The organism is Leptolyngbya sp. FACHB-8, from assembly GCF_014695575.1.
Lineage (GTDB): Bacteria > Cyanobacteriota > Cyanobacteriia > Elainellales > Elainellaceae > Vacuolonema.
In genome coordinates, this window is record NZ_JACJOO010000023.1 from 1 (window position 1) to 26946 (window position 26946).

19 protein-coding genes and 1 tRNA gene are annotated in these 26946 nt (G+C 51.1%); 3 read left to right on the plus strand and 17 right to left on the minus strand.

From position 1 onward, the window contains the following. Positions 1-246: 246 nt before the first annotated feature. From H6F91_RS05270 to H6F91_RS05280, 3 genes are all read right to left on the minus strand, one after another. On the minus strand, positions 247-1266 hold the full coding sequence (locus tag H6F91_RS05270; protein ID WP_190773980.1) for an ATP-binding cassette domain-containing protein: 1020 nt from the start codon (positions 1264-1266) through the stop codon (positions 247-249). Positions 1267-1719: 453 nt separating this feature from the next. Beyond that, the gene (gene cpcA, locus H6F91_RS05275) at positions 1720-2208 is read right to left on the minus strand and encodes a phycocyanin subunit alpha (protein WP_190773981.1); all 489 of its coding nucleotides are present in this window, start codon (positions 2206-2208) and stop codon (positions 1720-1722) included. Positions 2209-2300: 92 nt separating this feature from the next. Beyond that, entirely contained in the window at positions 2301-2819 is a 519-nt protein-coding gene (locus H6F91_RS05280; RefSeq protein ID WP_190773982.1) for a phycocyanin subunit beta, read from the minus strand. A gap of 610 nt (positions 2820-3429) precedes the next feature. Between H6F91_RS05280 and cofH the strand changes: the two genes are divergently transcribed. Next, positions 3430-4608 carry a 7,8-didemethyl-8-hydroxy-5-deazariboflavin synthase subunit CofH gene (gene cofH / locus H6F91_RS05285; RefSeq protein ID WP_190773998.1) on the plus strand — a complete coding sequence of 393 codons (1179 nt, stop codon included), beginning with the start codon at positions 3430-3432 and terminating at the stop codon, positions 4606-4608. A gap of 263 nt (positions 4609-4871) precedes the next feature. Here the strand turns inward: cofH and H6F91_RS05290 are convergent, their stop codons facing one another. Next, positions 4872-5213, minus strand: coding sequence for a hypothetical protein (locus tag H6F91_RS05290; protein ID WP_190773983.1), 342 nt, complete (start codon positions 5211-5213; stop codon positions 4872-4874). A gap of 315 nt (positions 5214-5528) precedes the next feature. Between H6F91_RS05290 and H6F91_RS05295 the strand changes: the two genes are divergently transcribed. Beyond that, positions 5529-5602, plus strand: a tRNA-Pro gene (locus H6F91_RS05295). Between the two features lie 68 nt (positions 5603-5670). Here H6F91_RS05295 and H6F91_RS05300 read toward each other — a convergent pair. From H6F91_RS05300 to H6F91_RS05320, 4 genes are all read right to left on the minus strand, one after another. After that, positions 5671-6840, minus strand: a complete 1170-nt coding sequence (locus tag H6F91_RS05300; protein WP_190773984.1) for a zinc-dependent alcohol dehydrogenase — start codon at positions 6838-6840, stop codon at positions 5671-5673. Between the two features lie 51 nt (positions 6841-6891). After that, positions 6892-7608: an SRPBCC family protein gene (locus H6F91_RS05305; RefSeq protein WP_190773985.1), complete on the minus strand. Its 717-nt coding sequence runs from the start codon at positions 7606-7608 to the stop codon at positions 6892-6894. Between the two features lie 1053 nt (positions 7609-8661). Continuing rightward, a complete protein-coding gene (locus H6F91_RS05315; protein ID WP_190773987.1) occupies positions 8662-9177 on the minus strand; it encodes a hypothetical protein in 516 nt (171 codons plus the stop codon). A 453-nt stretch (positions 9178-9630) separates the two neighbouring features. Next, the gene (locus tag H6F91_RS05320; protein WP_199307649.1) at positions 9631-10257 is read right to left on the minus strand and encodes an HdeD family acid-resistance protein; all 627 of its coding nucleotides are present in this window, start codon (positions 10255-10257) and stop codon (positions 9631-9633) included. On the opposite strand from H6F91_RS05320, the gene H6F91_RS05325 reads away from it, so the two are divergent. Then, positions 10256-10453, plus strand: a complete 198-nt coding sequence (locus tag H6F91_RS05325; protein WP_190773988.1) for a hypothetical protein — start codon at positions 10256-10258, stop codon at positions 10451-10453. The genes H6F91_RS05320 and H6F91_RS05325 overlap by 2 nt on opposite strands. Positions 10454-10696: 243 nt before the next feature. Here the strand turns inward: H6F91_RS05325 and H6F91_RS05330 are convergent, their stop codons facing one another. The 9 genes from H6F91_RS05330 to H6F91_RS05370 all read right to left on the minus strand — a co-directional run bounded on the left by H6F91_RS05330 (position 10697) and on the right by H6F91_RS05370 (position 26390). Then, positions 10697-10927 (minus strand): hypothetical protein, encoded by a 231-nt coding sequence (locus H6F91_RS05330; protein ID WP_190773989.1) that lies wholly within the window; start codon positions 10925-10927, stop codon positions 10697-10699. Positions 10928-11105: 178 nt separating this feature from the next. After that, entirely contained in the window at positions 11106-13010 is a 1905-nt protein-coding gene (locus tag H6F91_RS05335; protein ID WP_190773990.1) for a transketolase C-terminal domain-containing protein, read from the minus strand. A gap of 519 nt (positions 13011-13529) precedes the next feature. Continuing rightward, a complete protein-coding gene (gene fabF, locus H6F91_RS05340) occupies positions 13530-14792 on the minus strand; it encodes a beta-ketoacyl-ACP synthase II (RefSeq protein ID WP_190773991.1) in 1263 nt (420 codons plus the stop codon). A gap of 194 nt (positions 14793-14986) precedes the next feature. Continuing rightward, complete coding sequence (gene acpP / locus H6F91_RS05345) at positions 14987-15229, minus strand: acyl carrier protein (protein ID WP_190773992.1); 243 nt, start codon at positions 15227-15229, stop codon at positions 14987-14989. A 400-nt stretch (positions 15230-15629) separates the two neighbouring features. Continuing rightward, entirely contained in the window at positions 15630-16691 is a 1062-nt protein-coding gene (locus H6F91_RS05350) for an ABC transporter permease (protein ID WP_190773993.1), read from the minus strand. Between the two features lie 18 nt (positions 16692-16709). Continuing rightward, the gene (locus H6F91_RS05355; protein ID WP_190773994.1) at positions 16710-17222 is read right to left on the minus strand and encodes an adenine phosphoribosyltransferase; all 513 of its coding nucleotides are present in this window, start codon (positions 17220-17222) and stop codon (positions 16710-16712) included. Positions 17223-17629: 407 nt separating this feature from the next. Continuing rightward, positions 17630-18838, minus strand: a complete 1209-nt coding sequence (gene corA, locus H6F91_RS05360; protein ID WP_190773995.1) for a magnesium/cobalt transporter CorA — start codon at positions 18836-18838, stop codon at positions 17630-17632. A gap of 213 nt (positions 18839-19051) precedes the next feature. After that, positions 19052-24856, minus strand: a complete 5805-nt coding sequence (locus H6F91_RS05365; protein WP_190773996.1) for a PAS domain S-box protein — start codon at positions 24854-24856, stop codon at positions 19052-19054. A gap of 919 nt (positions 24857-25775) precedes the next feature. Beyond that, complete coding sequence (locus H6F91_RS05370; RefSeq protein ID WP_190773997.1) at positions 25776-26390, minus strand: chorismate lyase; 615 nt, start codon at positions 26388-26390, stop codon at positions 25776-25778. Positions 26391-26946: the final 556 nt, after the last annotated feature.

Sequence of the window (26946 nt, forward strand, 5' to 3'; positions counted from 1 at the left end):
AAACTCCTGACCTCGGAACTCGACAAGATTTCCCCTGAAAGGGTTGCGTCATTGACGTCCTACGATTTCATTCTCGAAGCCCTATTTGGCGCAGCTTCATATTAAAACGGTATCAGGTTGAATACCCCTGTAGCAACATCAAATAAGTTGAGAGAGGGGGCAGGTGAAGCCTGCCCCCTCTCTCAATTCATAAACAACTAACATCCTACAACTCTACAACTGAGTAGCGATCGCTTTCGCAACTCCCTAACGCATATTCTGCTTACGTTCTTTCTTCGGATCGCGCGTTTCAGCGGCTGCAATTTCTGCATCCAAAAGTGTACGACCCGTAGCGGCCAGGTACACGTCATCCAGGCTAGGACGTGATTGGGAAATACCAAACGTCGGTAAACCAGCTTCTTTTAGTGCTTGTTGAATGGTGAGCAATGCATCACTTTGAGTATCAACAACCAGATTCAAAGAGTTGCCCTGAGCTTCATTAATAATGACTTCCTGCACAAACGGGAAGCCTTGCAGCATCGACTTGGCGGACTCTGCTTCATCAGGTTGTGTGAACTCGCGCAGGCGTAGAGTGATGCGATCGCCCCCCACCTGATCTTTCAGCTCCGAAGGCGTCCCCGATGCAATCACCGTACCCTTATCAATAATTGCGACTCGATCCGCCAGAGCATCCACTTCTTCTAAATAGTGGCTAGTAATGAGAACCGTTGTCCCCGCCGCTCGCAGTTGCCGTAAGAAAGACCAAATGGCTGAACGGCTCTCAATGTCCAGGCCCACAGTGGGTTCATCTAAGACCAGCACATCCGGTTGGTGTAGCAGTCCAGCTGCCAAATCTAGACGCTTGCGAATACCACCGGAGTAAGTGCCTGTCTTCTTATCAGCCCAATCCTTCAACCCCAGTAGTTCGGTAACTTGTGCAATGCGATTTTTCGCAGCGGCAGCAGGCAAATGATAGAGAGCCGCCTGAAGTTGCAGCAGTTCTCGCCCGGTCAAAACTTTGTCGAGGGCAACTTCCTGGGCCACATAGCCGAGCCGTTGACGGGCTAGCCGGGGATTTTCTAAAACAGAATCGCCGGAAACCTCAATACGCCCAGAATCCGGAGTCGCCAGAGTGCAAAGACAACGTAGCGTCGTCGTTTTGCCTGCACCATTGGGTCCCAGTAAACCAAAGATTTCCCCCGCTGCAATTTGCAAGGAGACGTCTTTGACGGCTTCTACCGAGCCGTAGCGTTTCTGCAAATTTTCAATTAACACCGCAGGCGTCATCACACTCTCCCTCAGCGAAATCCAAAGGTTCACCGTTTTCCATTGTATAGCTCTCAAGCTTGAAGCATATTTTTCGTACAACTCGCCAGCAATTCTCATTTTGAAATCAGACCCGAAAACTGCGCGCCTTTGGCGCGCAGTTTTCGGGCCTCAAAGCCAAGAGTTCACGCCCTACGGGCGTGAACTCTTGGCTTTGAGGCCCATACTGAGAATTGTTGACAACTCCCATGTAGTGCGAGTTGTACGAAAAATATGCGTGAAACCGCGATTCTACGGCCTGAAACCCCTGTGGTAGGGATGTTGCATGTAACATTCCTACCACAGGGGTTTCACGTGTTTTTTGTAATGACGATGGTAAAACACCGGGTGTCTGGGTTAACAAAAAAATGCCCTGAAGGTTTTGCCTTCAGGGCATTCGTTATTGAGCCATGATTAACAAATCAGGATGAGCAATTAGCTCAGAGCATTGATTGCGTAGTCAATGTAGGAGTTGGCTTCTACAGCAGCGTCGCCAGACAGACCGTGGTTAGCTTTGATGTGCTTCAGAGCTTCAACGTACCAGCTGGGGGAGAGGTCGAAGGTCTTGTTGATTTCAGACAGACCTGCGATCAGGTAGTCATCCATGGGGCCGGTGCCACCCACAACGAGGCAGTAGGTCACCATGCGCACATAGTAGCCGATGTCACGAACGCACTTGTCCTTACCACGCTGGTCAGCGGCGTAGTTAGCGCCCTGCATTTGGGTGGTGTAGGGGAACTTCTGGTAAACCGCATTAGCAGCACCTTGAGCCAGGCTATCAGCCTTCTCGGTCAGGGTGCGAGCAGCTTGCAAGCCAGCGCCAGCTTGACGCAGACGACCGAAAGCAACTTGCAGTTCGGTGGAGCTGAGGAAACGGCCTTGAGAATCAGCAGCGGCGATCGCTTCGGTCAACGGGGTCTTCATTGTTGAGATATCTCCCTAAGTTGCAATGCAAAAAGTTAGTTGAAATGAGGTCTGGAACAAATTCCAGAGACCGGATTTACTAAAACGCTGGATTAAGCAACAGCAGAAGCAGCGCGATCGAAGTAGCTGGAGAGCTCAGACATCAGGTTGCTGCAATCACCTTGGGTGATGTTGTTGCGGTCGTTAGCGATCGCGATAGCAGCTTCCTTCATTTTCTGAACGCCAGTAGCCACAGAACCACCGGGAACGCCCAGAGCTAAGTAGGTCTCACGCAGACCGTTCAGGCAGCGATCGTCCAGAACGCTAGCATCACCTGCGAACATTGCGTAGGTTACATAGCGCAGGATGATTTCCATGTCGCGGAGGCAAGCAGCCATGCGACGGTTGGTGTAAGCGTTACCGCCAGGAGCGATCAGCTGGGGCTGTTCAGCAAACAGAGAACGAGCTGCGTTAGCAACGATGGTGGAAGCGTTGCCGGTGATGCGGTTAACCACGTCCAAGCGCTTGGTGCCATCAGCAACCATGCCGCTCAGAGCATCCAGTTGAGAAGTGCTCAGGTAAGCACCCCGTGAATCTGCTTGAGAAACAACCTTAGCGAAGGCGTCCAACATAAACTCAATCTCCTAATCTGTTTGGTTGAGTATGGCTTAATTCAAACTGATATTTCAGTCGTTCTTTTCGTAGAGCCGCAAGCAGTTCTACATTTTAAGGGAGCCATCACTGCCATCACTTGCGTTCGGATTCTCCGATACTGCAATGCTCTGAACAGAATCTCCGATGATTTATGAGAATGACCTCATCAATCTGAGAACCCTACCGCCCGTTACCGATTTCGTGGCCCGGTTGGTTGATGGTGTCTTGGAGGGCTTCCAACATCTGTTTATATACTGGGGAGGAGGGGAAGATCTATTACAAATTGTGTATTCAAGCGCTTTTGTTACAAAACTCAATATCTCTATCAGGATAAGGCGCTGAAATGACCGAAAACAGTAATTTTTATAGGCATAAATGCTCAATCTCTGAAGATAAAAATTTAAGCGAATTGAACTCCCTCTGCATAACTTCATAAAGTTCTGTGACTTTAGGAATAGATTGCGATCTCATCCCTTTTTGCAATCGATCAGGTAGCCCCGATCGCACTCAAGCGTTAGGCTCAGGAAAGTAAGGTGAACGTTACATTTCCCTTAACACAAGAAAATAATTTTCATACAGGTGTAGATGATGGCCATAGCAACAACGGCTCAACAAGTTGATTCAATTTTGCTGCGGGCCTTGCAGGGAGAAGATTTGACGGAAGCCGATGGGGTTGTGTTGCTCGCTCAGCGAGATGCAGGAGCGATCGCTGCCATTCGCGATGCCGCCGATCGCCTGCGCCAGCACCAGGTGGGCGATACCGTTACCTACATCATCAACCGCAACATCAACTACACCAACATTTGCGAACAGCATTGCAGCTTTTGTGCCTTTCGCCGCGATGCTGACCAGTCGGGAGCCTACTGGTTGGGTGAAGAAGTCATTTTGGAAAAAGCTGCCGATGCCGTTCGCCAAGGCGCGACCGAGATTTGTATGCAGGGTGGCCTGAACCCCGAAGCGAAAATCGACGGGAAAGCGTTGCCCTACTATGTGCAACTGGTTCACCTGATTAAAGAAACCTTTCCCACCATCCATCTGCACGCCTTTTCTCCTCAGGAGGTTCAATTTATCGCACGGCAGGATGGACTGACCTATGCCGAGGTGATCGCAGCACTACAAGCAGCCGGAGTCGGCTCGATGCCTGGTACCGCCGCCGAAGTGCTAGACGATCGCGTGCGTCAAATCCTCTGCCCTGAGAAAACCAACTCCGCCGAGTGGCTAGAAATTGTCGGCACCGCTCACCGCCTGGGAATGCCCAGCACCAGCACCATGCTGTCTGGCCACATCGAAACACCCGAGCAACAGATGGCACATTTTGGGAAATTGCGATCGCTCCAGCAAAGGGCTCACCAACACAACTACCCCGCCCGCATCACCGAATTCATCCTCCTCCCCTTCGTGGGTCAAGAAGCCCCCAAACCTTTACGAAAAAGAGTTGGTCGCGACCAACCCAGCCTTTCCGACAACTTGCTACTCACCGCCGTTGCCCGCCTCTTCTTAGGAAACTGGATTCCCAACCATCAGCCCAGTTGGGTGAAATTAGGCTTAGATGGTGCAACCGAAGCCCTCACCTGGGGCTGCAACGACATCGGCGGCACCCTGATGGAAGAGCACATCACCTCCATGGCCGGAGCCCAAGGCGGCACCTGCCAAACAGAAGCAGATTTAGTCAAGGCCATTCACTCCCTCGGACGGCCTGCTCAGCAACGAGATACCCTGTACCAACCTGCCGCGAGTGCAGTGGAGAGCGTAGCGATCGCCTCCTAAAAAGCTATAAAGCATCCCATCCAACGACCCAACCCCGGCCTGATCCAAACCTCACCGATGCGAAGCGGCCTAACACCACCCCTGCAAAACCTCCTTGTCTAGGGGGCCTGGGGGAGGGACGCCCGTCCCCCAGTCGGGAGGTTTGGAGGGCGACGCGCCTCCAAGCCAAGTCTTTGCAACGCGTCTACTATTCCGAAAAACTAGGACAGACGCATTGAGTGGATAAAGACACTCAATGCGTCAGCCCTGATTGAAAAACTTAGCTAAATCCCAAGGCTTCGTCCCTGGATCAACCGAAAGCCGCCAACAAAAGACATCATCGCCACAAAGAAAGTCCACAGACTAGTCGGACGAATGACCAATCCACCGCTGGCGATCGCCAACACCATCGCCAACCCGATACAAAACCACCCCATCGACTGCCCCGATCGCCCAAAGAACGTCAGGCTAATAATCCCGGCCATCATTGATAACACCGTTGCCGCTGCCGACAGAGGCCGCCACCAGTAACCCGCTGTCTGGGTGGTGAAAATGATGTTTTGTCCCAGGAAGTAGACCCCAACCACAACCAGGCCCAGACCAAACAGAAATCTCAGACCTCGCATAAAAACACCATGACACTTCCTTCTTAACGTGCCCTTACGGGCTGTAGGGTTAACCAAAACCTGACGATAGCCCTGAATCCGGATCAACTGCGGCCAGAGTTTAACCGTGCTCGGCCAGAAATAAACCGCTTTCTATGGAAACGCTTTGGGAAAGAGCATTTTCGGGAAAAAAGTGAAAAAGCTGCGATCGCCTTAAAACAAAGGTTTGAGGACAATCGGAAAATAAAAATCGAATTTTTTCAAAAAAACTAAGTCAAATTGAAAAAACGTGCACACACCCTGTGTTATGCTTGTTAAGCGCAAGAGGAAAGGCAACGGGGCGTAGCGCAGCTTGGTAGCGCACCACTTTGGGGTAGTGGGGGTCGTGGGTTCGAATCCCGCCGCTCCGATTCTAAAAACCCTCTAAAACGAAAAGGACGAGCCTAGGCTCGTCCTTTTCGTTTTAGAGGGTTTTCGCTTATGGACGTAGCAAGACCTTAATGCAGTTATCCTGCTTGTTCTTGAACATCTCAAAGGCAGGTTTGATATTGTCCAGCGACATCGTGTGGGTGAAGACGCGGGAAGGATCAACCTCGCCGTTGGCTACCCGATCCAGCAACATAGGGATGTAATTCTGCCCATGCATTTGTCCCATCCGGAACGTCAACCCTTTGTTAAAGGCTGCACCCAGAGGAATTTTGTCAATTAAGCCTGCGTAAACGCCCATAATCGACAGCACACCACCCTTGCGGCACGACAGCATCATCTGACGCAGAACGTGGGGGCGATCGGTTTCCAACCGCACGGCCTGCTTCGCCTTGTCATAGATTCCTTCTGGCCCCATACCGTGAGCTTCCAGGCCGACCGCATCAATACAGGCATCGGGGCCTCGGCCTCCCGTCATCTCCTTGAGCATTTCTCCCGCATCAACCTCTTCGTAATTGATGACTTCGGCTCCAGCAAACTCAGCCGCTTGCCTCAGTCGTTCGGGATAGCGATCGATGCCAATCACCTTCTCGGCTCCCAACATCTTGGCGCTGAGGAGGGCGAACTGACCTACAGGCCCACAGCCCCATACCGCCACAATTTGGCCAGGTTGGATGTCGCACATATCCGCGCCCATAAAGCCGGTGGGGAAAGCGTCGGAGATCGGTAGTGCCTGCTCATCGGTTAGCCCATCGGGTACTTTGAACGCGCCGTAATCAGCGAAGGGTACACGAATGTATTCTGCGAAGGATCCAGCGTAACCGCCAAAGGCGTGGGAGTAGCCGAAGATCCCCGAGGTGGCATGGCCGTAAATCGCTTCTTCCATCCAGCCATTCGGGTTGGAGTTGTCACAGAGAGAGAACCGCTTTGACTGGCAGTAGAAGCAGTTGCCACAGCCGATAATGGAGGAAACGACAACGCGATCGCCCACCTTCAGCTTCTTCACCCCAGAACCAATCTCAACCACTTCTCCCATAAACTCGTGACCGATGATGTCACCCGGCTTCATAGTGGGGACATAGCCGTCGTAAATGTGCAAATCAGAGCCGCAGATGGTCGTGGCGGTGACCTTCAAAATGGCATCACGAGGGTTGATGATCTTTGGGTCGGGTGCGGTTTCGACGCGCATATCAGTTGGCCCGTGCCAGCAGGCTGCCTTCATGGAAGAATCTCCTGTAGAAATGTTGGTGGGAATAAGAATCGAGGTAAGAAATTATTTGTGTCGCCCCTGGCAGGTGGGTTGCCCTTCGATCGTGGCAATTTCCCCAGCTTCCATCAGCATCTTGAAGCGGCGCAGTTCGTCGCCCATACGCTGCTCAGCTTCTTCGCCAAAGAGTTTGGCGATCGCTGCTGTAATGGATCCTCCGGGTGGGCTGTACTCCAGCACCAACTTGACTTCAGTGCCCTGATTCATCGGTGCAGACTGAAAGCGAACAAACCCAGAATTTTGAATGTCAGAATCTTCTACAGAAGCCCAAACAATCAGCTCATTGGGGCGATCGACTACAATTTCCGCTTCCCACGTAACACCATTCTTGATAGGAGTACTGGTCACCCAACGGGAGCGGGTTTCGCTGAGAACATCAATGCGCTCAACGTGATACATGAAGGTGGGCAAGTTTTCGAGGTTCCGCCAATAGCTGTAGAGTTCCTCGGGAGTTTTCCCAAAGACGGTGACGGATTTTTCGACACGTACCTGATTGCTCAAGCCTGTGGTTTCAGCGATGCGATCGCCCAGACTCTTGTCTCCGGTGGCTCCATGATAGGCTAGGCTGCCACCGGCGAGGGTCAAGAGTGCGCCTCGGAGGGAGCGATCGCGCAGTCCAGCCAGGGCTAATACTCCACCACCAATGAGCGATGCCCATTTTTCTACATCACCTTTTTCATGGGAGCCATTGGAGCGCTGCCCCCCAGGAATTTGCTCTTCCATAACTATCTCTTGTCCTGTTGTGAGAAGCCAGGAATAGCCTAATCTTTTGAACAATTAAAACTCGTCCGTCTAGAGTCTTAAAAGATTTGTTAATTACAGATATATCTCGCGACCAATGCTTTGAACACTGTGAACTTGTACGGGCAGTATGGGCAAGTTTTAAGAAGCGAACCCAACATTATTGATCCCTGCTTTGTTACTAATTCAAGCTGCTCTAAAGGCCTGAAACAACCATAAATGGGATAGTAGCTGTTGTTCCAGCAATCAGGGTCCAAATGGTGAAAGCTTCCACATCATAGTGATGATTGAGAGATACTTCAATTTGGACTAATGAAAAGGGAAAAACAATGAGAACCATTCCGAAGATAAACAACATTCCGAAATCAAGCATGGGTTAACTCCCGCTGGGTGAACGAAGGGACGAGGCTAAACTAAGCACATTGAGATGAAGCTGCTTGTAGGCTAAGTTACGGCTCACCAGTAGCTGACTTTAAGCGAGAACTGAAGCAAGGATAACCAGACTCACGAACCAAATCAGGGTGAAACTGAGTTTAAGAAGTTACTAAGAACCTGCAAGTTATTTTCGATATTAGAGATCGTTATCTAAGCTGCGCTCTATCATCTGAGACAACTCACTTAAAAAATGCTGATCCCAGAGTCTATCTAAAGGGATTTATTTTTGAGCTAATAGGATTATGAGCTGGCTTATATAGGCGTTTGAGAATTTTGAGACAGGCGATCGCCCTCCCTTGTGGAACTATGACAACAGGATACAAACTTGTATTATTCGAGAGCCTGGTTAAGTTTTTCTATGCTAAGGCGATTTCCAGTAATGAAATTACCCCCAGAATGTTGGTGCTTTGCCCGCGAAGCGGGCAAAGCACCAACATTCTGGGTAAATTCTTATGCAGAAACCTCCTTAAAAATATTCAGATCTTCAAACTAGTTTTAGAGGTTGTTTTTCCATCTGCTTCGTGCACAGAAAAACAACCTCTAAAACGGACCTCAGCCGTTGGAGTAGCAACGCAAATCTCGTGTCCGACTGGTGCTGAATCACTCCATAAATTGTGGAATCAACCCCTGTCGGTAATCTTCTACTTCTTCTAGCCAGATATCGAGATACGCTCTAATCTCTCCAATCCGATTTGAGTAGAATCTCTCGAATTCAGTGCAGTGAAGATTTTTTGTTGGAAGGCTTTTTCCATAGAGAAAGCCACGCTCGAAAAATTTAAGCTGTCGCTGATTAAAGCGATGCTTTGGAGAATAAATAAACTCTGATGCAAACTTGAACAGCAGTAAATGATAGTGTCGAGCCTTTTCATCATTTCCCATCGCAAATCCAAGCACAAACGCTTCATTATCATGATTGATGCTTAAATCCAAAAGGATATACAAACAATCTTGATTGCCCGGTGCAATCTCACCTGGAAATGTATAGGGGCCAATAGAATTTTCAAGGAAGTACATTCTATCTAAAACTCTGGATGAGTTTTTACTATCAGAATGTTGTAGTGCGTCCTGCAAAATCCAATTAAAACTCCAGAGCTGTCTTTCTAGGCTAGTAACCATCGGTACACTCCTACACAATCAATAAAGAGGGATACAGAGCTTGCATAAAAAGTCAGGGTGGAATTCTTTTTCAACAAGCTGGCTACTAGAATCTGGCTAGAACTCATTGCCAGAAATATCAATCTATAACTGCTAATAGGCAGTTTAAGTGCCAGCAAACCGCCTCCAACAAGTGCATAAATGCTGCTGGAGATTTTCAAGAAAGAATTGAGGGAACAACAAATTCTGTAGCGGAAATAGGAGCGATGCTTAGGGTGTCGATGCACTCGATAGGCTTATGGGAGACACCCTGTGGTTTGAAACCTCTGTGGTAGGGCTGTTCTGTCAATCCCAACCACAAGGGGTTCAATCCGAATTTCACAAAAAGAGAGAGCAAAGCTCTTGCTCCTGCTCTCTCTTTTTGTACTCACTCTCTAGCCATTAGAGATCAGCTAAGCGGTATATCTAAGTGACCTAGGCAGCAGTAGGAGCGCCTTCGTGACCCTTACCGTTCAGCGCTAGCATGATACGAGATACGCCACTGGCAGTCAGGCTAATACCTACCAGCGTGCCGATAACCCAGGGGGCATTAAGGGGCCAACCGGTTCCAATCATGACACCCAGTACCAGGGTGACAATGCCATTGAACAGAACCCATCCCCAGTTGGGACGTGAGCGCAACTGATACGCCAATACCAGCTCCGAGATCCCTTCAACAAAGAAGAAGCTAGCCAGCAGTAGGGTGAGGGTGGCAATACCTTGCAGCGGTTGGGCCACTAACATAACCCCAGCAACCAGATAGAGCACGGAGAGCAAAAACTTCATTACGAAGCCGCCCTGTTCACGGGATTGGAAGGCGTAAACGAATTTCACCAGACTGGTACCGATGAGAAGCCAACCAATCCAGAAGGTAAAGGCCAAAGATGCGGCGAAGGGGAGGGTGATGGCAGCAAATCCTGAAACAACCATCAACACACCCAAAATGATGGAGCCTGTTGTGCTTTTTACAATGGGTTGCGACGATTTTTGAACAGAGGACTGGGCATTGTCCTGGGCTTCTGATGGAGCCATATCTTGCATCATGGGGCTGTCCTGCGTCATGGATAATAATCTCCAGTTTTTCCAGCTTTACGATGGGGGTTACGACTACAGCGTAGGTTCCAACACCGCCATAATTGCAGAATCTATAGGGGAGTTCTGTAGGCATCGAAAGGCAGAGTTTCAAGGGCTTCTAGGTCGTATTGCTTTGGGCGGAGTTGTGAGCGATCGCCCATTTTACCCGTTCTATTTAAGTTGAGCTGGCCTGATATGTTCCTAATAGGTATAGTGTGTAAAATGCGCCATATTTACTAACAGCAAAAGACCCTCTTGAAATAAAAAGAACTTACGCACTCTTATTGTGTGTAAGTCCTCATAAGCAGGGTCTTGCAAGTGGTTATAGCTTTTTCGATTTGTGAGGGATGAAGGAGAATTGTGGAGCACTGCTCTGCAACCCTCTCCCATCGTCACAAGTCGGAGGTGAGACTAAAAACGAGAAGAACTACTGAATCCATCCGCCTGACTTAATTTCTGGTATTACTGTCGTGTCATAACCAGCTTCGACAGTCCACCAGGAGCCTTGATTGCTGTGGGGCAGGCTAATGCGGTAGGTCGGAACTGGAACTGAATAATCCAACGTTTGCCCAGGAAAAATATGTCCAGCTTCTACATCTTCAACGGTGATGGTTTTAAGCTGGTCAGGATCAACGCTGTGAAACTGCTGGTCTTCCATAGGGCGATCGCCTTAAAAGAGGTTTTCGAGGAGAGTCGAATGTATCTAAATCTACTCACAAGATGAGAGAGATTCCAGAAAAACAGGGTCACAGTCCATCAGGCGCTTTCTATTAGTCTCAACAAAAAAGGGGACGTTCCACAGAACGCCCCCCCAAAAAGCTGCTAACCTTTGGCTTTTAGCCCACCAGCGACTTCACCGTTTTCATAATGCCAACGGGGTCAAGCCCCTGAGCGGGGAACTGTTCCCACAGACCACCTGCGCCCTCTTCGTGGGTGCCCAGGTACTTGTACTTGGGTGCATAACCCCGTTCCAACAGCCAGGAACCGAAGCGGCTACCCAGTCCAGTCTTCCGGTTGAAGGCTTCCACCACCAGAACAAAGGGAGCTTTGCCGATCTTCGCCATCGCATCCTCATCCACCACATTGAGGGTGGCTTTGTTAATCAGACCGACATCAATACCTTCCTGCTTCAGCCGTTCAACCGCATCCAGAGCGCGGTACACCGAATCGCCTACCGCAACAATGTAACCTGCGGTGCCTTCCCGAACCACCTCATCCTTGCCAGGAACAAAGGTGTAATTCTCCCCATACAGCTCCTTACCGTTGCTGTCGAGCAGAATCGGTGTCTTGGAGCGGGTGGAGAAGATGAAGCGCAGGCCAGGCTGCGAGAAGACCGTGTTGACACAGGCGGTCATCTGATTAGCATCAGCAGGGAAGTACAGTTTGGTGTCGTAGCCGTCATCCAGACCGTTGTCGGCAAAGAAGTTGTTAATACCGAAGTGGCAGGTGTTATCTGCCATATCGTCGATGCCAGAGTGGGAGAAGTGGCATAGCAGGTTGGAGTAATTCAACCGGGCCATGGTGATCTCAGAAATACACATTTCCAAGAAGGCGGCGAAGGTCGCGAAAATGCCCTGCTTGCCTTTCTGCATCCCGAAACCAGCGGCTGCCGAGAGGTTACCCCGCTCCATAATGCCGGAGGGGATGAATACTTCGGGGTGTGCATCGTGGATCTTCTTCAGACCACAGGAACCTTCCAGGTCGCTATCAACCACCAGAACGTTAGCCTTGCGCTCTTCCTCGCTCATCTTGCCAAGGATGCCGACGACCGCATCACCAAACACGTTACGGTTGGAATCCCACTTGTCGCTGATACCCAGGAACTTGTAGTCATTCTTGGGTGCTTGAATATTCTTCAGATACTCAACTGCAGCGGTGTGGCCCTTCTGTTCTAGATATTGAAGTGCCAGCTTCACCGAGATGACGTCGTGACCGTGGTTCGAGCCTTCTAAGCCCTCGATACCCGGGCACATGGGGCGCTTACAAATAACGGCGATCGGGCCGGGAGTGTTTACGGCTTCGCAGATGGCGCCATAGAGGGCATCTACGTCCTCACCATCCACTTCCAGCACTTTCATGCCGTGGCCTTCCAGAGTCTTTCTAACGCTGTAGCCAGGAAGGTACTTAGAGGGGTGCCCTGCAATGGTTACGTCATTGTCGTCAATGATCAGCTTGATATTGATGTGTTGGGCAACAGCCAGCCGTGCAGCTTCAGAATCGTTCCCTTCTTGCTGAGAGCCGTCGGAACCCAGGCAGAATACCGTTTTGCCGGGGTTCGCTAGAGCAACGCCGTTGACGTAAGGCCACATGTGACCCAGACGACCCGAGCTAAACTCTACACCGGGGGTCAGTCCCAATTCGGGGTGACCGGGTAGCTTAGAACCGGAGGTGCGGTACTGCATCAGTTGCTCGGCAGGCAGAGCGCCCCGCAGCGTTGCGATCAGATATTGGGTACCAACCCGGTGACCTGCTTCATCAAAGAAGGTAGGCACAAACTTATCGGGATTGCCCCGGAACAGCGCATCCAGGATCATGACTTCGGGCACAGTGTCGTAGGGACCGCCTGTGTGGCCACCGACGCCCCGTGCGGCTCCAGTAGCGGTGAAGAAGACGATCGCATCGCGGCACAACTGGATGTTGGCTTTGAGAGCGGCGCGCTGATCATCGGTGAGGGTTGTTTGGGATGCATCGAGGCCTATTTTGTTGTAGGCGCTCAGATCGATAGGAAAGCTCGTAGTCATAACTCAATTCCTGGAGGTTGGCAGCATTTTGGAACCCTAACACCAGAGGCAGATCCGTTGAATCTGACGGCGGGCGGAGATAGGTACGCACATGGATGAGCGTAGCCTGGCAAAACCCCTCATCCCTGTAGCCTGAAACACAGGAGAGAGGAAGGCATGGGACATTTAGTGAGGTCAGTTGAACTCTGAGTGCTCAACGGTTCCATCTTTGTGGACTCGCTCACTCAGTCTTCTTTTCTCACCAGAAAACTACCCAAAGCTTTGGAAGATTGATAGGTAGACATCCCCCTCATAAAATCTCCCCTTGTTCAGAATGAAGGGTGAGGTGCACTTGTGCAAGGGGTTAGCCGGAATTTATTACGATAAAAACACGCCCTCAAAGGGACGTGCCTCTATCGAAAATGAATTCTAGTTAAAACATACTAGTACGCTGAGGCGGAAATCCATCACCTATGTTTTTGTGTAGGGTGCTTCGCACCCTACACAAAAACATAGGTTGCGAACTTAGGCCACAGCCTACTAGACGCCGTGGAACTTGCGGAATGCGAGGGTCACGTTATGGCCACCAAAGCCGAAGGAGTTGGAGAGTACCACATCCATCACCGCAGAGCGGCTCTGGTTAGCGATGTAATCCAGATCGCAAGCGGGGTCAGGGTTGACGAGGTTAATGGTGGGGGGAACTTGATTGTGGGCGATCGCCATCACAGCCGCTACCCCTTCAATCCCACCAGAACCACCTAGCAGGTGCCCAGTCATCGACTTGGTAGAGCTAACAGGCACTTTATAAGCGTGCTCACCTAGAGCCGTCTTAATGGCTGCCGTCTCCGTGGAGTCATTGGCGGGAGTGCTGGTCCCGTGGGCGTTGATATAGGTTACATCTTCTGGTTTTACCTCGGCATCCTTCATGGCCAGTTGCATAGCGCGGGATGCTCCTTTGCCACCGGGTACGGGAGACGTGATGTGGTAGGCATCACAGGTCATACCGTAACCGATCACTTCAGCGTAGATGTGGGCACCCCGGCTGAGGGCGTGCTCCAGTTCTTCAAGAAGCAGAATACCAGCGCCTTCGCCCATAACAAAACCGTCCCGATCCTTATCGAAGGGGCGGCAGGCATGTTCGGGGTCATCGTTGCGGGTGGAGAGGGCACGAGCGGATGCGAAGCCGGCGAAGGACAGCGGTGTAATTGCCGCCTCAGCACCGCCGCAGATCATCGCCTGAGCGAAGCCCCGCTGCACCAACCGGAAGGCGTCACCAATGGCGTTTGAGCCAGCAGCACAAGCCGTTACTGTACAGTTGTTTGGCCCTTTGGCCCCAATATGGATTGCCGTTAGCCCAGCGGCCATATTGGCAATCATCATGGGCACCATGAAGGGACTACAACGACTGGGACCACGGGTGAGGTAGACCTCTTGTTGGTCTTCCATCACTTTCAGGCCGCCAATACCGGTGCCAATGACGATGCCTACCTGTTCTGCATTCAAATCATTGATTACAAAATTAGCGTCGGCCAGGGCTTGTTTGCTGGCAGCCACCGCAAACTGAGCAAAGCGATCCATCCGCTTGGCTTCTTTGCGATCCATATAGTCTTCGGGATTAAACCCTTTGACTTCTCCCGCAATCCGAGAATCGTGACGGGATGCATCAAACAGGGTAATGGGCCCAATGCCATTGCGTCCGGCCAGCAACCCTTCCCAATACTCAGCAAGGGTATTACCGATGGGAGTAATGGCTCCCATCCCCGTAACCACAACGCGCTTAAGTGCAGAATCAGAGGTCGTCATGACACCAGCTAGATAGAAAAATTCAACCCTTACGCACGACAGCTAAGATCGAGTAGACGCGTAACAAGGTGTAAGCAAAATCGTCACAAATTAACAACGAGAAGGCAGCCCAGTCTCAAGTACGGGTTCAGGAATGATTTGGCAAACCAGCCAACGGCCTGAGTGGAAACACTTGAGAGGGCTGCTGGAATGAATTAAACCGTTGCCTTCTGGTTGATGTAGTCAACTGCCGCCTGAACGGTAGCAATGTTTTCAGCAGCCTCATCAGGGATTTCGATGTCGAACTCCTCTTCCAGGGCCATAACCAATTCGACCGTATCCAAAGAGTCAGCTCCCAAGTCATTCGCAAAGCTGGACTCAGGGGTAACTTCGCTCTCGTCTACACTCAGTTGTTCAGATACAATTTTCTGAACTTTCTTCAAAATGTCTTCGCTCATAGCTGACTTTTACCTACTCGACTTGCAATCTAGATGATCAAGCAGTGACCAACGCCGACGAGGCTGGCGGCAAGATTTAACGAGTACCACCAAGCCAGCGTTTAGGCATTTCTTCATCTTACTCTGTCATGCCACGCTTTCGATCGGATTCCCTGATGTGACGGGGAGGGGCGATCGCCCCAAGTGCCCACTTCCTATCCACAATCGGTATTTCAGATCTTCAGGGCCTATAAAATCCCGCTATATCTGGTGTAAATTTTTTGAGGCTAGTGTGATTTGTACGCCACATTTAAGATTCTGGTCAGTAGGCAGTGGTTTAAACATAAGGCCGAAAAAGCTGTGCTGCCTACGAAGTAGGCAGCACAGCTTTTTCGGCCTTATGTTTAATTGCGTAAAGGGCTTACTGAATGTCGGCCAGGTTAATGCGCGGATCGACGAACTTCAACAGCAAATCAGCCAACAGGTTACCCACAATGAGCAGGACGGCTCCCATCATCAAGCTTGCCATAACCAGATAGAGATCTTGAGCCTGTACCGCCTGCAAAATTAAGCGACCCAAACCAGGCCAATTAAAGAAGGTTTCTGTAATAAAGGCACCGCTTAACAAACTGGCAAATTCAAACCCCAGCAAGGTGATGAGTGGGTTTACGGCATTTCGCAAGGCGTGAACATAAATCACACGGTTCTCAGGCAATCCCTTAGCTCGCGCGGTTTGAATATAGTCCTGACGCAGGACGTCGAGTAATTGCCCTCGGGTAATGCGCTGGAGCCCAGCAAATCCTGTGATGCTCAGCGCAATGATTGGAAAGATCATGTGCCAGGCAATATCTAATATTTTGCCGAGGGGGGTGAGGTCGGCGTAATCGATACTGGTCATGCCACCCACCGGAACCAGGGGTGAGAGAAGCTGGGCCAGAAACAGGAGCAACAAGCCGGTAATCAGGGTGGGAAAGCCCTGGCCGATGTAACTCAGTACTCGAAAGACACGATCAATTCGCTGATCCTGGCGAACGGCCCCGATGATTCCCAGGGGAATGGCGATCGCCCAGGTCACCACAATCGACGCTAAGGATAGCAGCAGTGTAGGAGGGATGCGCTCTGCCAGAAGCGACGAAACCGGGCGTTGAGAGTAAATAAAACTCACGCCAAAGTCGCCCCGGCTAATAATTTGCCAGAGCCAGATGAAATATTGTTGGATGATCGGCTTATCCAGGCCAAATTGCTGTTCGAAGGCAGCCAGGGTTTCTGGCGAAATGCGGGGGTCTTGCCGCAGCACATCCAGATAGTTTCCAGGCGCCAATTGAATGATAAAAAAGCTAAGGGCTGAGGCCAGCAGGAGGGTGAGTGCTCCCTGAGCCAGCCGCTTCACAATATAGATGAAGACGTCGCTGCTAAAAAAGCCGAGGATCTGTGCCCCAACGTTTTGGAGCTTTTGCGATGAAGTGGAAGGAGTGGAGGTCATGGCAGGAGACAAGGCACGTTAATATTCCACCAGAGAAACCACGGGCACATCGGGCAGTTTTTCGCGGCCCTGAAGCCCTGTCAATTCAATAATGAACCCAAAGCCTAGCAATTCGCAGCCGGTTTGAGCGATCAGTTGGGCGGTGGCGGCAGCTGTGCCCCCCGTTGCAATCACATCATCCACAATCAGCACGCGGGCGGGAGGTGTTGCGGCATCTTGATGGATCTCCAAGCGATCGCTGCCATACTCCAGGGCATATTCGACGGAATGGACGGCGGCGGGCAGTTTACCAGGCTTTCGTACAGGGATGAACCCCGCATTGAGGCGGTAGGCCAGAGGTGTTCCGAAAATAAAGCCGCGTGACTCCATCCCCACAACATAATCAACCTGCTTATCCTCAAAGTGCTCGGCTAGGGTGTCGATGGTGTAGCGCAACCCTTCGGCATCCCGCAGCAGGGTTGTGATGTCTCGAAACATAATGCCTGGTTTAGGGAAGTCAGGGATGTCGCGAATCAGGGATTTTAGGTCCATAAAAGATTTTTGTGGATTGGGGGAGAAGGCTGGGAATGGCGTGTGAGTGGCTACCGTCTGCTCAATTTTTAAGTGTTGGGTACCCAACACTTAAAAATCAAATTTCAGAATTTTTGAAAAGGCCGAAGACCTTCCAAAAATTTATAGACCGTCAGGTGTGGAGTGGGATATGTCTGTTGAGCTGCATACCCAACTCCGCACCCCAGCCTTGAACCGGTATGTCGTTGCTGCTGCCATTAAATCATGCCCTTGTTCTTGTCTGCTTGACGCTGTCACCGGGATACAAGAGGCTATGCGTCTCTGTCCTATATATCTCTCGTAACCCACGAAAGTGGAAGCGCCTCTTTTTGTGTACATGAGTGCACAAAAAGAGGCGCTTTCATGGATTGTGAAGTTCTATAGGTTAGCTATTTAGATTCTTCTTCTAGTCCCGAAAAGTTGTTGAACCAGCCACGTTTGTGGAAGTACATGATCAGGCCTCCGGCGATCGCCAACATAATGGCCCAACATAAGGGGTAGCCGAAGTACCAGTTCAGTTCCGGCATATTGAAGGGGGAGACTTCGGGATTGAAGTTCATCCCGTAGACCCCAGCAACGAAGGTCAGGGGGATAAAAATACTTGAGATGACCGTTAGCAGCTTCATCACCTCATTCATCCGATTGCTAACGGAGGAGAGGTACACATCCATTAAACTGGAGGCGATTTCTCGGTAAGTCTCAACCATATCAAGCACCTGTACCGTGTGGTCGTAGCAATCCCGTAGATAAAGCCGCACATCTTCGCTGATGAGCGAACTACCGTCTCGAATCAGGGAGTTAATTGCATCCCGTTGTGGCCAGATAGCCCGCCGCAGAGCCAGGAGTTCCCGTTTGGTGTTGTGAACTTTGGCCAGAGTCTGAGGCGTGGGGTTAACAACGACCTCATCCTCCAATTCCTCTAAAATTTCTCCATAGGTTTCCAATACCGGAAAGAAGCCATCAATCAAAGCATCAATCAAGGCATAGGCCAGAAAATCAGCTCCTTTCTTGCGAATGTTACCCTTGCTCAAGCGAATCCGATCTTGCACCGGGCCGAAGCAGTCGTACTCTGGTTCTTCCTGTACTGTTAGCAAATAGCTGCGGCCCAGGATGAAACTGACCTGCTCACTCACAAACCCTCGCCCAGAGTCCTTCAAGGTCACCATTCGTGCAATCAGGAGTAATTGATCGGGATACTCCTCCACCTTCGGTCGTTGGGGCACATTCACCACGTCCTCCAACACGAGCGGGTGGAGCGAAAATACCTTGCCTAACCGTTGCAAAATATCCTCGTTGCCCAAACCCTTGACGTCGACCCAAGAGACAGACTCCGAGTCGAGAAATGGGATTGCTTCTTCGGGGGTTTCCAGCATGCGCCGAATGGCGGTGTGCTCTCCGTAGTCAATTAACGTGATGACCGGGGGTGGGGCGTCGGCCTCAATGGTGAGGGTTCCCGGTACTGCGCCTGGTTCGTTATAGGCAAAATCGAATAGGGAATCTTCGTCGGTATCGTCTGCCTCCAAGGTGGCGGGGGAAGACTTCGGGCGTACCAGGGTTTGCCCCCAGCGGCCAAAGGATCGGCTTGGCTTGGCGGACATAAAATTTAGGCCAATTGAATGTTTCCGTTATTGTATCCAGACTTATAATGCCCCCGCCATGACGACAAAGGGCCAGTGCTCCATACGCGCTCTTTTCTAGCTCAGGCTTTACGCATTCTTGTGATGGGCGAAGCACACCATAAGAATCGTAGGGCCTATGGCTATAAGGCTCGCTGTTCCCCTTCATCACGACCCATCGGTTTGAACCTGACCTCACAGTTCTACATCTAGTGGGCCTGCGTAAGTCCTGAGGGAATTTGTGGGCGATCGATAGGGATAACGGTGTTGCAGGAAGAGGGTTGCTTGCTGTGTGTCCAGCGGGGGGCTAAATAAGAAACCTTGCATTTCCTGGCAGTAAAGCGATCGCAACTGTTCCTGCTGAGCTATTGTTTCGACCCCTTCTGCGACAACATTAAGGTTGAGACCACGGCCCAGAGTAATGATGGCTTCGATAATGGCGATCGCCTGTGATGAATGCTCCAGGTCTCGAATAAAAGAGCGATCGATTTTCAAGCTATTGAGGGGAAACTCTCGCAGGTAGTACATCGATGAGTAGCCCGTACCAAAGTCATCCAACGCGATGCGAATGCCCATCTCCCGCAACAGGTGCAGCAGCACTCGGGCCACTTGCACATCTTTCATGAAAGCCGTTTCAGTAATTTCCAGTTCTAGATGCTGCGGTGAAAGGCCACTCTGTTGCAGAATGTGGGCGATTTGCTCCACAAGATTGGGCTGCTGAAACTGGTGAGCTGAAAGGTTAACGGCCATGCGTAAATCCGACATGCCCATGTCATGCCACTGTTTGATCTGGGCACAGGCGGTTTGTAACACCCACTCTCCAATGGGCACAATCAGTCCGTTTTCTTCAGCAAGGGGAATGAACTTTTGAGGAGACAGTAAGCCCAGTTCCGGATGCTGCCAACGAACCAATGCCTCAATTTGAGTAATTTGGCCCGTTTCCAGGTTGAGTTGGGGTTGGTAATACAGCACCAACTCATGACGCTCCAGCGCCCGGTGCAAACTGTTATCCAGGGTCAACCGTTCAGAGGCCCGAGAGTTGAGGGCAGCGGTGTAGAACTGGTAATTGTTGCGCCCCTGCTCCTTGGCTCGATACAGGGCCACATCAGCATTTTTCAATAGGGTGTCAGCATCCTCGCCATCCTGAGGGTAAATGGCGATGCCTATGCTACAGGTAATATGCAGGTCGTGATTATCCAGACGAAAGACGGGCTTCAGGACGCGGGAAATTCGCTGGGCCACCTTCGCGGCATCTTCAGGAGTCTTTAAACTCGGCAGTAATAAGGTAAATTCGTCACCTCCCCAGCGGGCAATGATGTCTTCATCTCGCAGGCATTGGGTTAGGCGCTGGGTCGTGAGCTTGAGTAACTGATCTCCCACCGCATGCCCCAGCGTGTCGTTGATAGTCTTAAAGCGATCCAGATCCAGAAACATCACCCCAAAGGTTTCGTTATTGCGCCGGGAGTGGGCTAAGCCAATGTCCAGGTGATGATCATAAAACGCCCGGTTGGGTAGCCCGGTCAACGCGTCATGGAACGCTTGGTATCGCATTTGGGCTTCTGTATGCTGGCGTTGAATGGCACCACCAATGCTGGCAGCGATCGCCACCAACATAGACTCCTCACTGGCTGTCCACCACCGCTCGGTATGGCACTCATCAAACCCGATGTAACCCCAAAGCGAGTTATTCACGAAGATAGGCACCATGATGATCGACCGGATATGGTCCCGGTTCAAGATTTCCTGTTCCGCTGCCGACATGAAGCGGGTAATGCCGATAACGGAGCGCCCCTGTAAAAATCGGTCATACCAGTGCGCCAGCCCCGCTTCCGAATAGGACAAGCTACACCAGTGGGGCAGCCCCAGAGCTGAAGGGACAGAGGGCTGGGTCCACTCATAGCGCAGGGTCATGGACACATCACCGTGGTCGGGATGGGGATGGTTTTCATAGATGTAAACCCGATCGACCCCCGCAGCCTGGCCTAAGATGCTGAGAGCTTGCTGAATCGCCTCTTCAAAGGCCGTATTGGTGAGCAAGTAGTGGGTTGCCTGAGCCACGCCCTGAAGCAAGTTATCGCGCTTAATCAGTTCTGTCTCGGCCTGTTTACGGCGGGTGATATTCTCGACCGTGCCTTCATATCCCAAGATGTTACCGGCTTCATCTTTTAAGGCTCGGGCGCATTCCGAAATCCAGATCACGCTGCCATCCTGGCGGTACACCTGGGATTCAAACCCCTGCACCATGCCCTGTTCTTCCATGATGCGTACAAATTCCTGGCGGCGATCGGGCACAACATAGAGCTGGTGGCTGATGTCGGTCAGGCTTTCCATCAGTTCTTCGGGAGAGTTGTACCCATAGATGTTCGCCAGCATCGGGTTAACGGTAATGTAATGACCTTCAACGGTGGATTGAAAGATGCCTTCAACCGCATTCTCGAAAATCCCCCGATATTTGGCCTCAGCTCGCTGTAGCCCTTCGACTGCTAGCTTTTGTTCCAGGGCGATCGCGGCCATCTGCTGCGCCATTTCCACCAGTTGAATTTCCGCTGCTGTCGGAGTATACGGCGTGTTGTGGTAACTGGAAATGGTGCCCAACACCTTGCCCTGAGAGCTGATAATGGGCATTGACCAGCACGCCTGTAACCCAACATTCAAGGGAAAATGTCGGCATTCCTTCCAGAGCGGATCTGTCGCGATATCGTGGCAAATAACCGTCTTCTTGCAAAACATCGCCGTGCCACAGGAGCCAGCCTCTGGGCCAATAGCTATGCCGTCGAGCAGCGCGACATAATCCAACGGCAGATTGAGGGAAGCTTTGTGGTGAAAGTGTAGCCCATCGGCATCCAATAGCGTGACGGCAACGGCGGTACCAGAATTTTGGCTCTGAATGGCTCGCAGAATCTCCGTCAGAGTTTCGGTGAGGGGGCGATCGCGCGCAATCATCTCCAATACGCGCTTTTGACCGCTGAGCAAGTCGCTAGCGGCCCGCCGCTCAGTAACATCTCTCGATACGGAAATGATTTCGGTGACGGTGCCTGTGGCCTCATCTCGTACGGCCCGGCTCAAGGTTTCTAACCAAAGGTAATCGCCGTTGTGATGGCGCACCCGATAGGTGTACGGGATGGTCTCGGCATCAATTTCCAGAATGGACAGAAAATGGCGTTTGACCTCAGCCTGATCATCGGGATGAACCAGGGAAAACATCGGTTGCCCGAGCAATACGTCAGCCGAGTACCCCAGCAGTGTGAGGCAGGCGGGGGAAACATAAAGGAGGTGGCTTTCTGTGCTGTGGCGTGAGATTACATCATTAGAATTTTCGGCAAGCAGACGGTAACGGGCTTCACTCTGACGGACAGCCGCGATCGCTCCCTGCCGCTCCAACGCCAGCGATAGGGCCGCCGCCCCAGCCCGGAGTAAATCTAACTCTGCCGGCTCCCAAAGCTTGGCTTCTACACAGTTATCAAAGCCGAGAAACCCAAAAAATTGGTCATTCACCAGCAATGGCAGGAGCAGAATGGCGAGAATGCCCTGCCCTTGAAAAACTTGCTGTTCATCTGTTGGAAATTCGCCAGGGAGACCGGTGTAAATCCGCCCACTGGCAAGCCTGGATTCTAGACGTGGGAGCTGGCTATAAGGCAATTCCCGTAAAGCTGGATTGCCAAGGTGAGGTTCAATGCCAGGGGCGCACCATTCCTGGGTCTGGGTCATGCAGCGCTGTCCCCGCCCATTGTAGTGATTTTCAAAGATGTAGACTCGGCTCGCGCTGGATACCTGCCCCAACAGGGCTAATGCCTGTGGATAAACCAGGGTGAGGTCTTCTGTCGCTAGCAATTGGTTTTGCAACGCTACCAACACACTCAGGTACTGCTGACGCTTGGCTAAGGCTTCCTCGGTGCGTTTTTGCTCGGTAATGTCTTCATAGGTACCCAGCACTCCTATGACGGTACCCGTTGCATCCCGGATGGGTACTTTGTCTACGTTCTGCCAGATTGTGCTGCCATCGGCCATTTGCTTTTGGCGCACTATGTTGAGTAACGGTTGATGGGTTTGAATAATCCAGCGATCGTTAGCCTGATAGCCTGTAGCCTGGTCCAGTTCCCATAGATCTTGATCCGTTTTACCAATGATCTCTTGGGGGTCTCCAAAACCGGCGCTAAGGGCAAAGGCACGGTTTGCTCCCTGATAGGCCAGGTTCGTGCCTTTCCAAAAAATGTGTTGGGGAATCGTATCCAGGATTAACCGCAGGAAAGCTTCTTTATCTTGAATGGCCCGCTCGGCCCGCTTGCGCTCAGTAATGTTGCGTACAGTGACGACAAAACTTTCTTCTCCATAAGGAGTCACACGGCCATCGAAGTAGCGAGTTTCTTCTTCGATTTTGAGTTGATACTCCAGCACCTGACTCTGCCCAGTAGCCCTGGCGATCTGCATAATGGTGCGGACCCCTTCCACCACATCGGCAGGTAAGATGTGATCCATCGTATGACCCACCAATTCCCCTGCAGGTAGGAGCAAGTCGTCCTCCCGTTCTGCCTGAGCATGCAGGTAAGTGCCCTGCTCATCAATCACAAACAACATTTCTGGAATTGCCTGGAGTAATTGACGAGCCTGAGTTTCACGCCTGAGCATGGCAGCTTCAGTTTGTTTGCGCTCGTTAATATCCTCAACCAGAGCAAAGATATAGAACAGAGTTCCATCTGCATCCCGAACGGCAAAGATGGTTAGTCGTCCCCAGATGCAGACACCATCTTTGCGAATAAAGCGTTTTTCCAGTTGGTATGAATCTCGAGTGCCGTTCAGCACCTCTTGATAGAGGGAGAAATCCGCGTCCAGGTCGTCGGGATGTGTGACAGTCGCAATGGGTAAGCACCGAGTTTCCTTGCTGGTATACCCGATCATCTGTTGATAAGCGCGGTTACACTCGCCCACCACTCCTGGAATGGCACTGCCGCATACCCCAATCACCGCGCCGTAAAATAAGCTGCGAAAGCGGGCTTCACTAGTGCGGAGGGCCTCCTCCGTCTGGCGTCGGTCGGTTGTGTCGGTAATGAACCCCTTTAAACCCGACACTTCCCCGCTACTGTCATAAACTCCGTACCCTTTCTCCCAGACCCAACGTTCACTGCCTGCTTTAGTCCGAATGCGATATTCCACAACATAGGGTTGGTCTTGAGCGATCGCCTCTCCAATGGATTGCAACACCTGAGGCAGATCATCCGGGTCGGTAATGGCGTTGTAGCTGATAGTGCGGTCTGGGCCTGCCAGTTCCTCTGGAGTGTAGCCCGTGAGGGCGTAGCAGCCCTGGCTGAGATACTGCATAGTCCAGTCTGGATCTGCACTAGCCGCAAATACGATGCCCGGTAGCGAGTCAATCAGAGACATCAGTTGAGTTTGGCTGGCAGTTTGGCTTTCATAGGTTTGTTTGAGCCGCATAATCGGGCCTAGTTGAGCGGCGATCGCCGTCACCAAATCCACCAGGGCTGGATCCTCGGGGCGAGACTCAAACATAAAAAAGCAAAGAACGGCAACCACTGACTCAGCACGGTGATCAGATGAGGCAATGGCTGCTCTTGACGGCAATCTCTGACCTGCCAAAATCGGTACTGCCAACCCTGCTTTGATACCCAACCCCAACGCCGCCTGCAGCCGTAGAAATTCCTGAGGAGACTGCACCGAAACATCAGGAATCCATTCAGGTTGCTGCTGCTGCCAGACGCGCCCTGGCAATCCGCTGCCCCGCCTGGGACGGAACTCTCGCGTGATTGACCAGAACGCTTGCTCCTGGGGCGTCTCCTGGTTATGCCAGATGGCAGCACAGTAAAGGGTCTGTTCATCCTCGCTGGGCAACCAGGCCTCTCCAATACTCCAATCAGTTAATTCGCAGACTTGCTGCAAGACACTGTGGAGTGCCCCGTTAAAGTCTTCAGATTCTCCAATAGAAACTGTCAGGAGCCGCAAGAGTTGGGTCATTTCCAATGGGAATGACCGCTCAGGTTCACCCATAATTCACCTATGACGTTCAGCTTATAGAGATGAGTACACCGTTATGGTCCGCCCCCGACTTGGCGGAACGTAACGTTATATCTCAGCAGGAGTGCTTGTACTTTAGGGCGATCGTAAATAACACCGAAGGTTAGGTTACTCAATGGGCTGAACGTAACCTGCGGGGAACGGGGCTATTGCGGAATGGAATACTTCAGCCATCAGAACGCAGGTGCGTTAGACGAATCTTTCAAGATATATAAATAATTCCCAGATTAAAAAGGATATGAACCCTGATGGTTTACCGAAACCCATTGAGAGCAGTAGCATGCTAACTAAAGCTAATGTCCTAGATGCGTTCTCTCTCTGTTGTAACATTCAACACATTTGCGAGGATCATAGAAAATGTAAAGCTGTGTTTAAGTTATTAGTTCCTCGTAGATAAATTTGATAAAAACGAAATACTTCTCTGCGTCGATCAGTGGATGGAGTGGAAAAGATGCTCGTGTCCCTCCTACTACACGCGATCTAAAATTGGGATTTAAGGAACGTTGAAAGGCTGGAATATTGCTGTAGCTTTCAAGCATTTCTTTAGAGAGGAGTAGTTATAAAATTTCTTTGAAGCGTAAGTTTAGCCTATCCTTTCAAAACCCTTAGGACTGATGTAAGTCTCCTGGCCCATGTTTAGAGATGCTTGACTTTAGCTGCTTAGGATCACAAATAAAACAACCTGTCATTCCTGTTGTGGCAAAGAAACTACTCCCACAACAGGAATGACAGGTTATTAACCTCAGTTCGGGTTAAGGACGTTTTCGAATGCCGCGCGTTGCGCGGCATTCGAAAACGCTCATTTTGGCGTGCGCTTTGCGCACGCCAAAATGAGCACTTCAGCTTATCCCGAACTGAGGTTTATTAGATACACGAACCTGAGTGCTAGAGATTAGGATTGTGGGGCGATCGCTGTTGGCCCCAGATAGCGACATAGATGTGGGGAAAACACCTCGTAGATGATGGTGATGGGGCGTCCGTGGTGCCAGAACAGATAATGTCTGCCCCATAATGGCCCATCTTCTCCAAAAGCCTGGGCAAGTACGTCGTTATTGCCCAGATAAATTCCCTGGATATCCCGGTAGAGCTCAGTTCGCATTTTTGCGAGGTTAGCCCAAATCGGGAGTGAGCGATTTTGCAGGTAGTCATCCACGTGGCTGGCTTCCCACCAGGAGGTTGCGTAGGCGAGCCGTTGCCCAGATGCTGTTCGCAACCAAACCTGTCGGCGTAAACGCGGCCCTGGAATGACGCTTAACTGCTCGGGAGCATGGTCATTATCCATGCCAATTAACGACATATCGATGACATCGACTTCCGTGGGCTCTCCGGTTAGCAGTTGCAAGTGACGGGTGGGTGAGCCATCTCCAAGCAAAAGCATTTGCCACGCGGGTGCGAGTTGATCATGGGGTAAACCTCGCTGAACCCAAGACTCGCCCCCCTTCCAGAGGGGCGTCAGGGCATGCCAATCGAGGGCAGAGCGGTGATAGGGCTTTACAACAGAAGTCAATGCGTTACAAAACTTTAACGTCCTATAAGCATGATAGTATGCTCAGCGGGTTGTGGACAGGGGATCCGCATAAAGAGAGTGCGCGGGACTGACTTGTGATGTTAGATGCAGCAGACGAAAGCCGTCATGCTTAGCATTAAATGCGTTATACCCAAAAACATACTGCTAATCCATAAGCGGATCCCGTATCAGCAGTACACGAGTTTTCTGATGAAAAAGTTTGGAAAAAGGGGAGTAGGGCAGACTACTCCCTCACGAGACCTATTGGAAAACCACTGAGAATATAGTTCTTTTGTACTATCATGTCAAGCTCAAGGCTGGCGTAATTTTGTTGAGGTCCTGCAGGCTAGTACGCTGCGGCGGAAATCCATCACCTATGTTTTTGTGTAGGGTGCGAAGCACCCTACACAAAAACATAGTTTGCGAACTTAGGCCGCAGCCTACTAGTACTCGGCGGCATAAATAAGCCTATGGTTTAGAACGCCAGTAACTTACCCTTGAATGTCCATTGAAAGGGCTTTGCCATCGTTTGGTTGAAGTAGTCAATAAAGGAAAG

Excerpts from the sequence above, each read along its gene's own strand:
- H6F91_RS05270 (WP_190773980.1), bottom strand. The coding sequence starts at position 1,266 with ATGACGCCTGCGGTGTTAATTGAAAATTTGCAGAAACGCTACGGCTCG.
- cpcA (WP_190773981.1), bottom strand. The coding sequence starts at position 2,208 with ATGAAGACCCCGTTGACCGAAGCGATCGCCGCTGCTGATTCTCAAGGC.
- H6F91_RS05280 (WP_190773982.1), bottom strand. The coding sequence starts at position 2,819 with ATGTTGGACGCCTTCGCTAAGGTTGTTTCTCAAGCAGATTCACGGGGT.
- cofH (WP_190773998.1), top strand. The coding sequence starts at position 3,430 with ATGGCCATAGCAACAACGGCTCAACAAGTTGATTCAATTTTGCTGCGG.
- H6F91_RS05290 (WP_190773983.1), bottom strand. The coding sequence starts at position 5,213 with ATGCGAGGTCTGAGATTTCTGTTTGGTCTGGGCCTGGTTGTGGTTGGG.
- H6F91_RS05300 (WP_190773984.1), bottom strand. The coding sequence starts at position 6,840 with ATGAAGGCAGCCTGCTGGCACGGGCCAACTGATATGCGCGTCGAAACC.
- H6F91_RS05305 (WP_190773985.1), bottom strand. The coding sequence starts at position 7,608 with ATGGAAGAGCAAATTCCTGGGGGGCAGCGCTCCAATGGCTCCCATGAA.
- H6F91_RS05315 (WP_190773987.1), bottom strand. The coding sequence starts at position 9,177 with ATGGTTACTAGCCTAGAAAGACAGCTCTGGAGTTTTAATTGGATTTTG.
- H6F91_RS05325 (WP_190773988.1), top strand. The coding sequence starts at position 10,256 with ATGGATAATAATCTCCAGTTTTTCCAGCTTTACGATGGGGGTTACGAC.
- H6F91_RS05320 (WP_199307649.1), bottom strand. The coding sequence starts at position 10,257 with ATGACGCAGGACAGCCCCATGATGCAAGATATGGCTCCATCAGAAGCC.
- H6F91_RS05330 (WP_190773989.1), bottom strand. The coding sequence starts at position 10,927 with ATGGAAGACCAGCAGTTTCACAGCGTTGATCCTGACCAGCTTAAAACC.
- H6F91_RS05335 (WP_190773990.1), bottom strand. The coding sequence starts at position 13,010 with ATGACTACGAGCTTTCCTATCGATCTGAGCGCCTACAACAAAATAGGC.
- fabF (WP_190773991.1), bottom strand. The coding sequence starts at position 14,792 with ATGACGACCTCTGATTCTGCACTTAAGCGCGTTGTGGTTACGGGGATG.
- acpP (WP_190773992.1), bottom strand. The coding sequence starts at position 15,229 with ATGAGCGAAGACATTTTGAAGAAAGTTCAGAAAATTGTATCTGAACAA.
- H6F91_RS05350 (WP_190773993.1), bottom strand. The coding sequence starts at position 16,691 with ATGACCTCCACTCCTTCCACTTCATCGCAAAAGCTCCAAAACGTTGGG.
- H6F91_RS05355 (WP_190773994.1), bottom strand. The coding sequence starts at position 17,222 with ATGGACCTAAAATCCCTGATTCGCGACATCCCTGACTTCCCTAAACCA.
- corA (WP_190773995.1), bottom strand. The coding sequence starts at position 18,838 with ATGTCCGCCAAGCCAAGCCGATCCTTTGGCCGCTGGGGGCAAACCCTG.
- H6F91_RS05365 (WP_190773996.1), bottom strand. The coding sequence starts at position 24,856 with ATGGGTGAACCTGAGCGGTCATTCCCATTGGAAATGACCCAACTCTTG.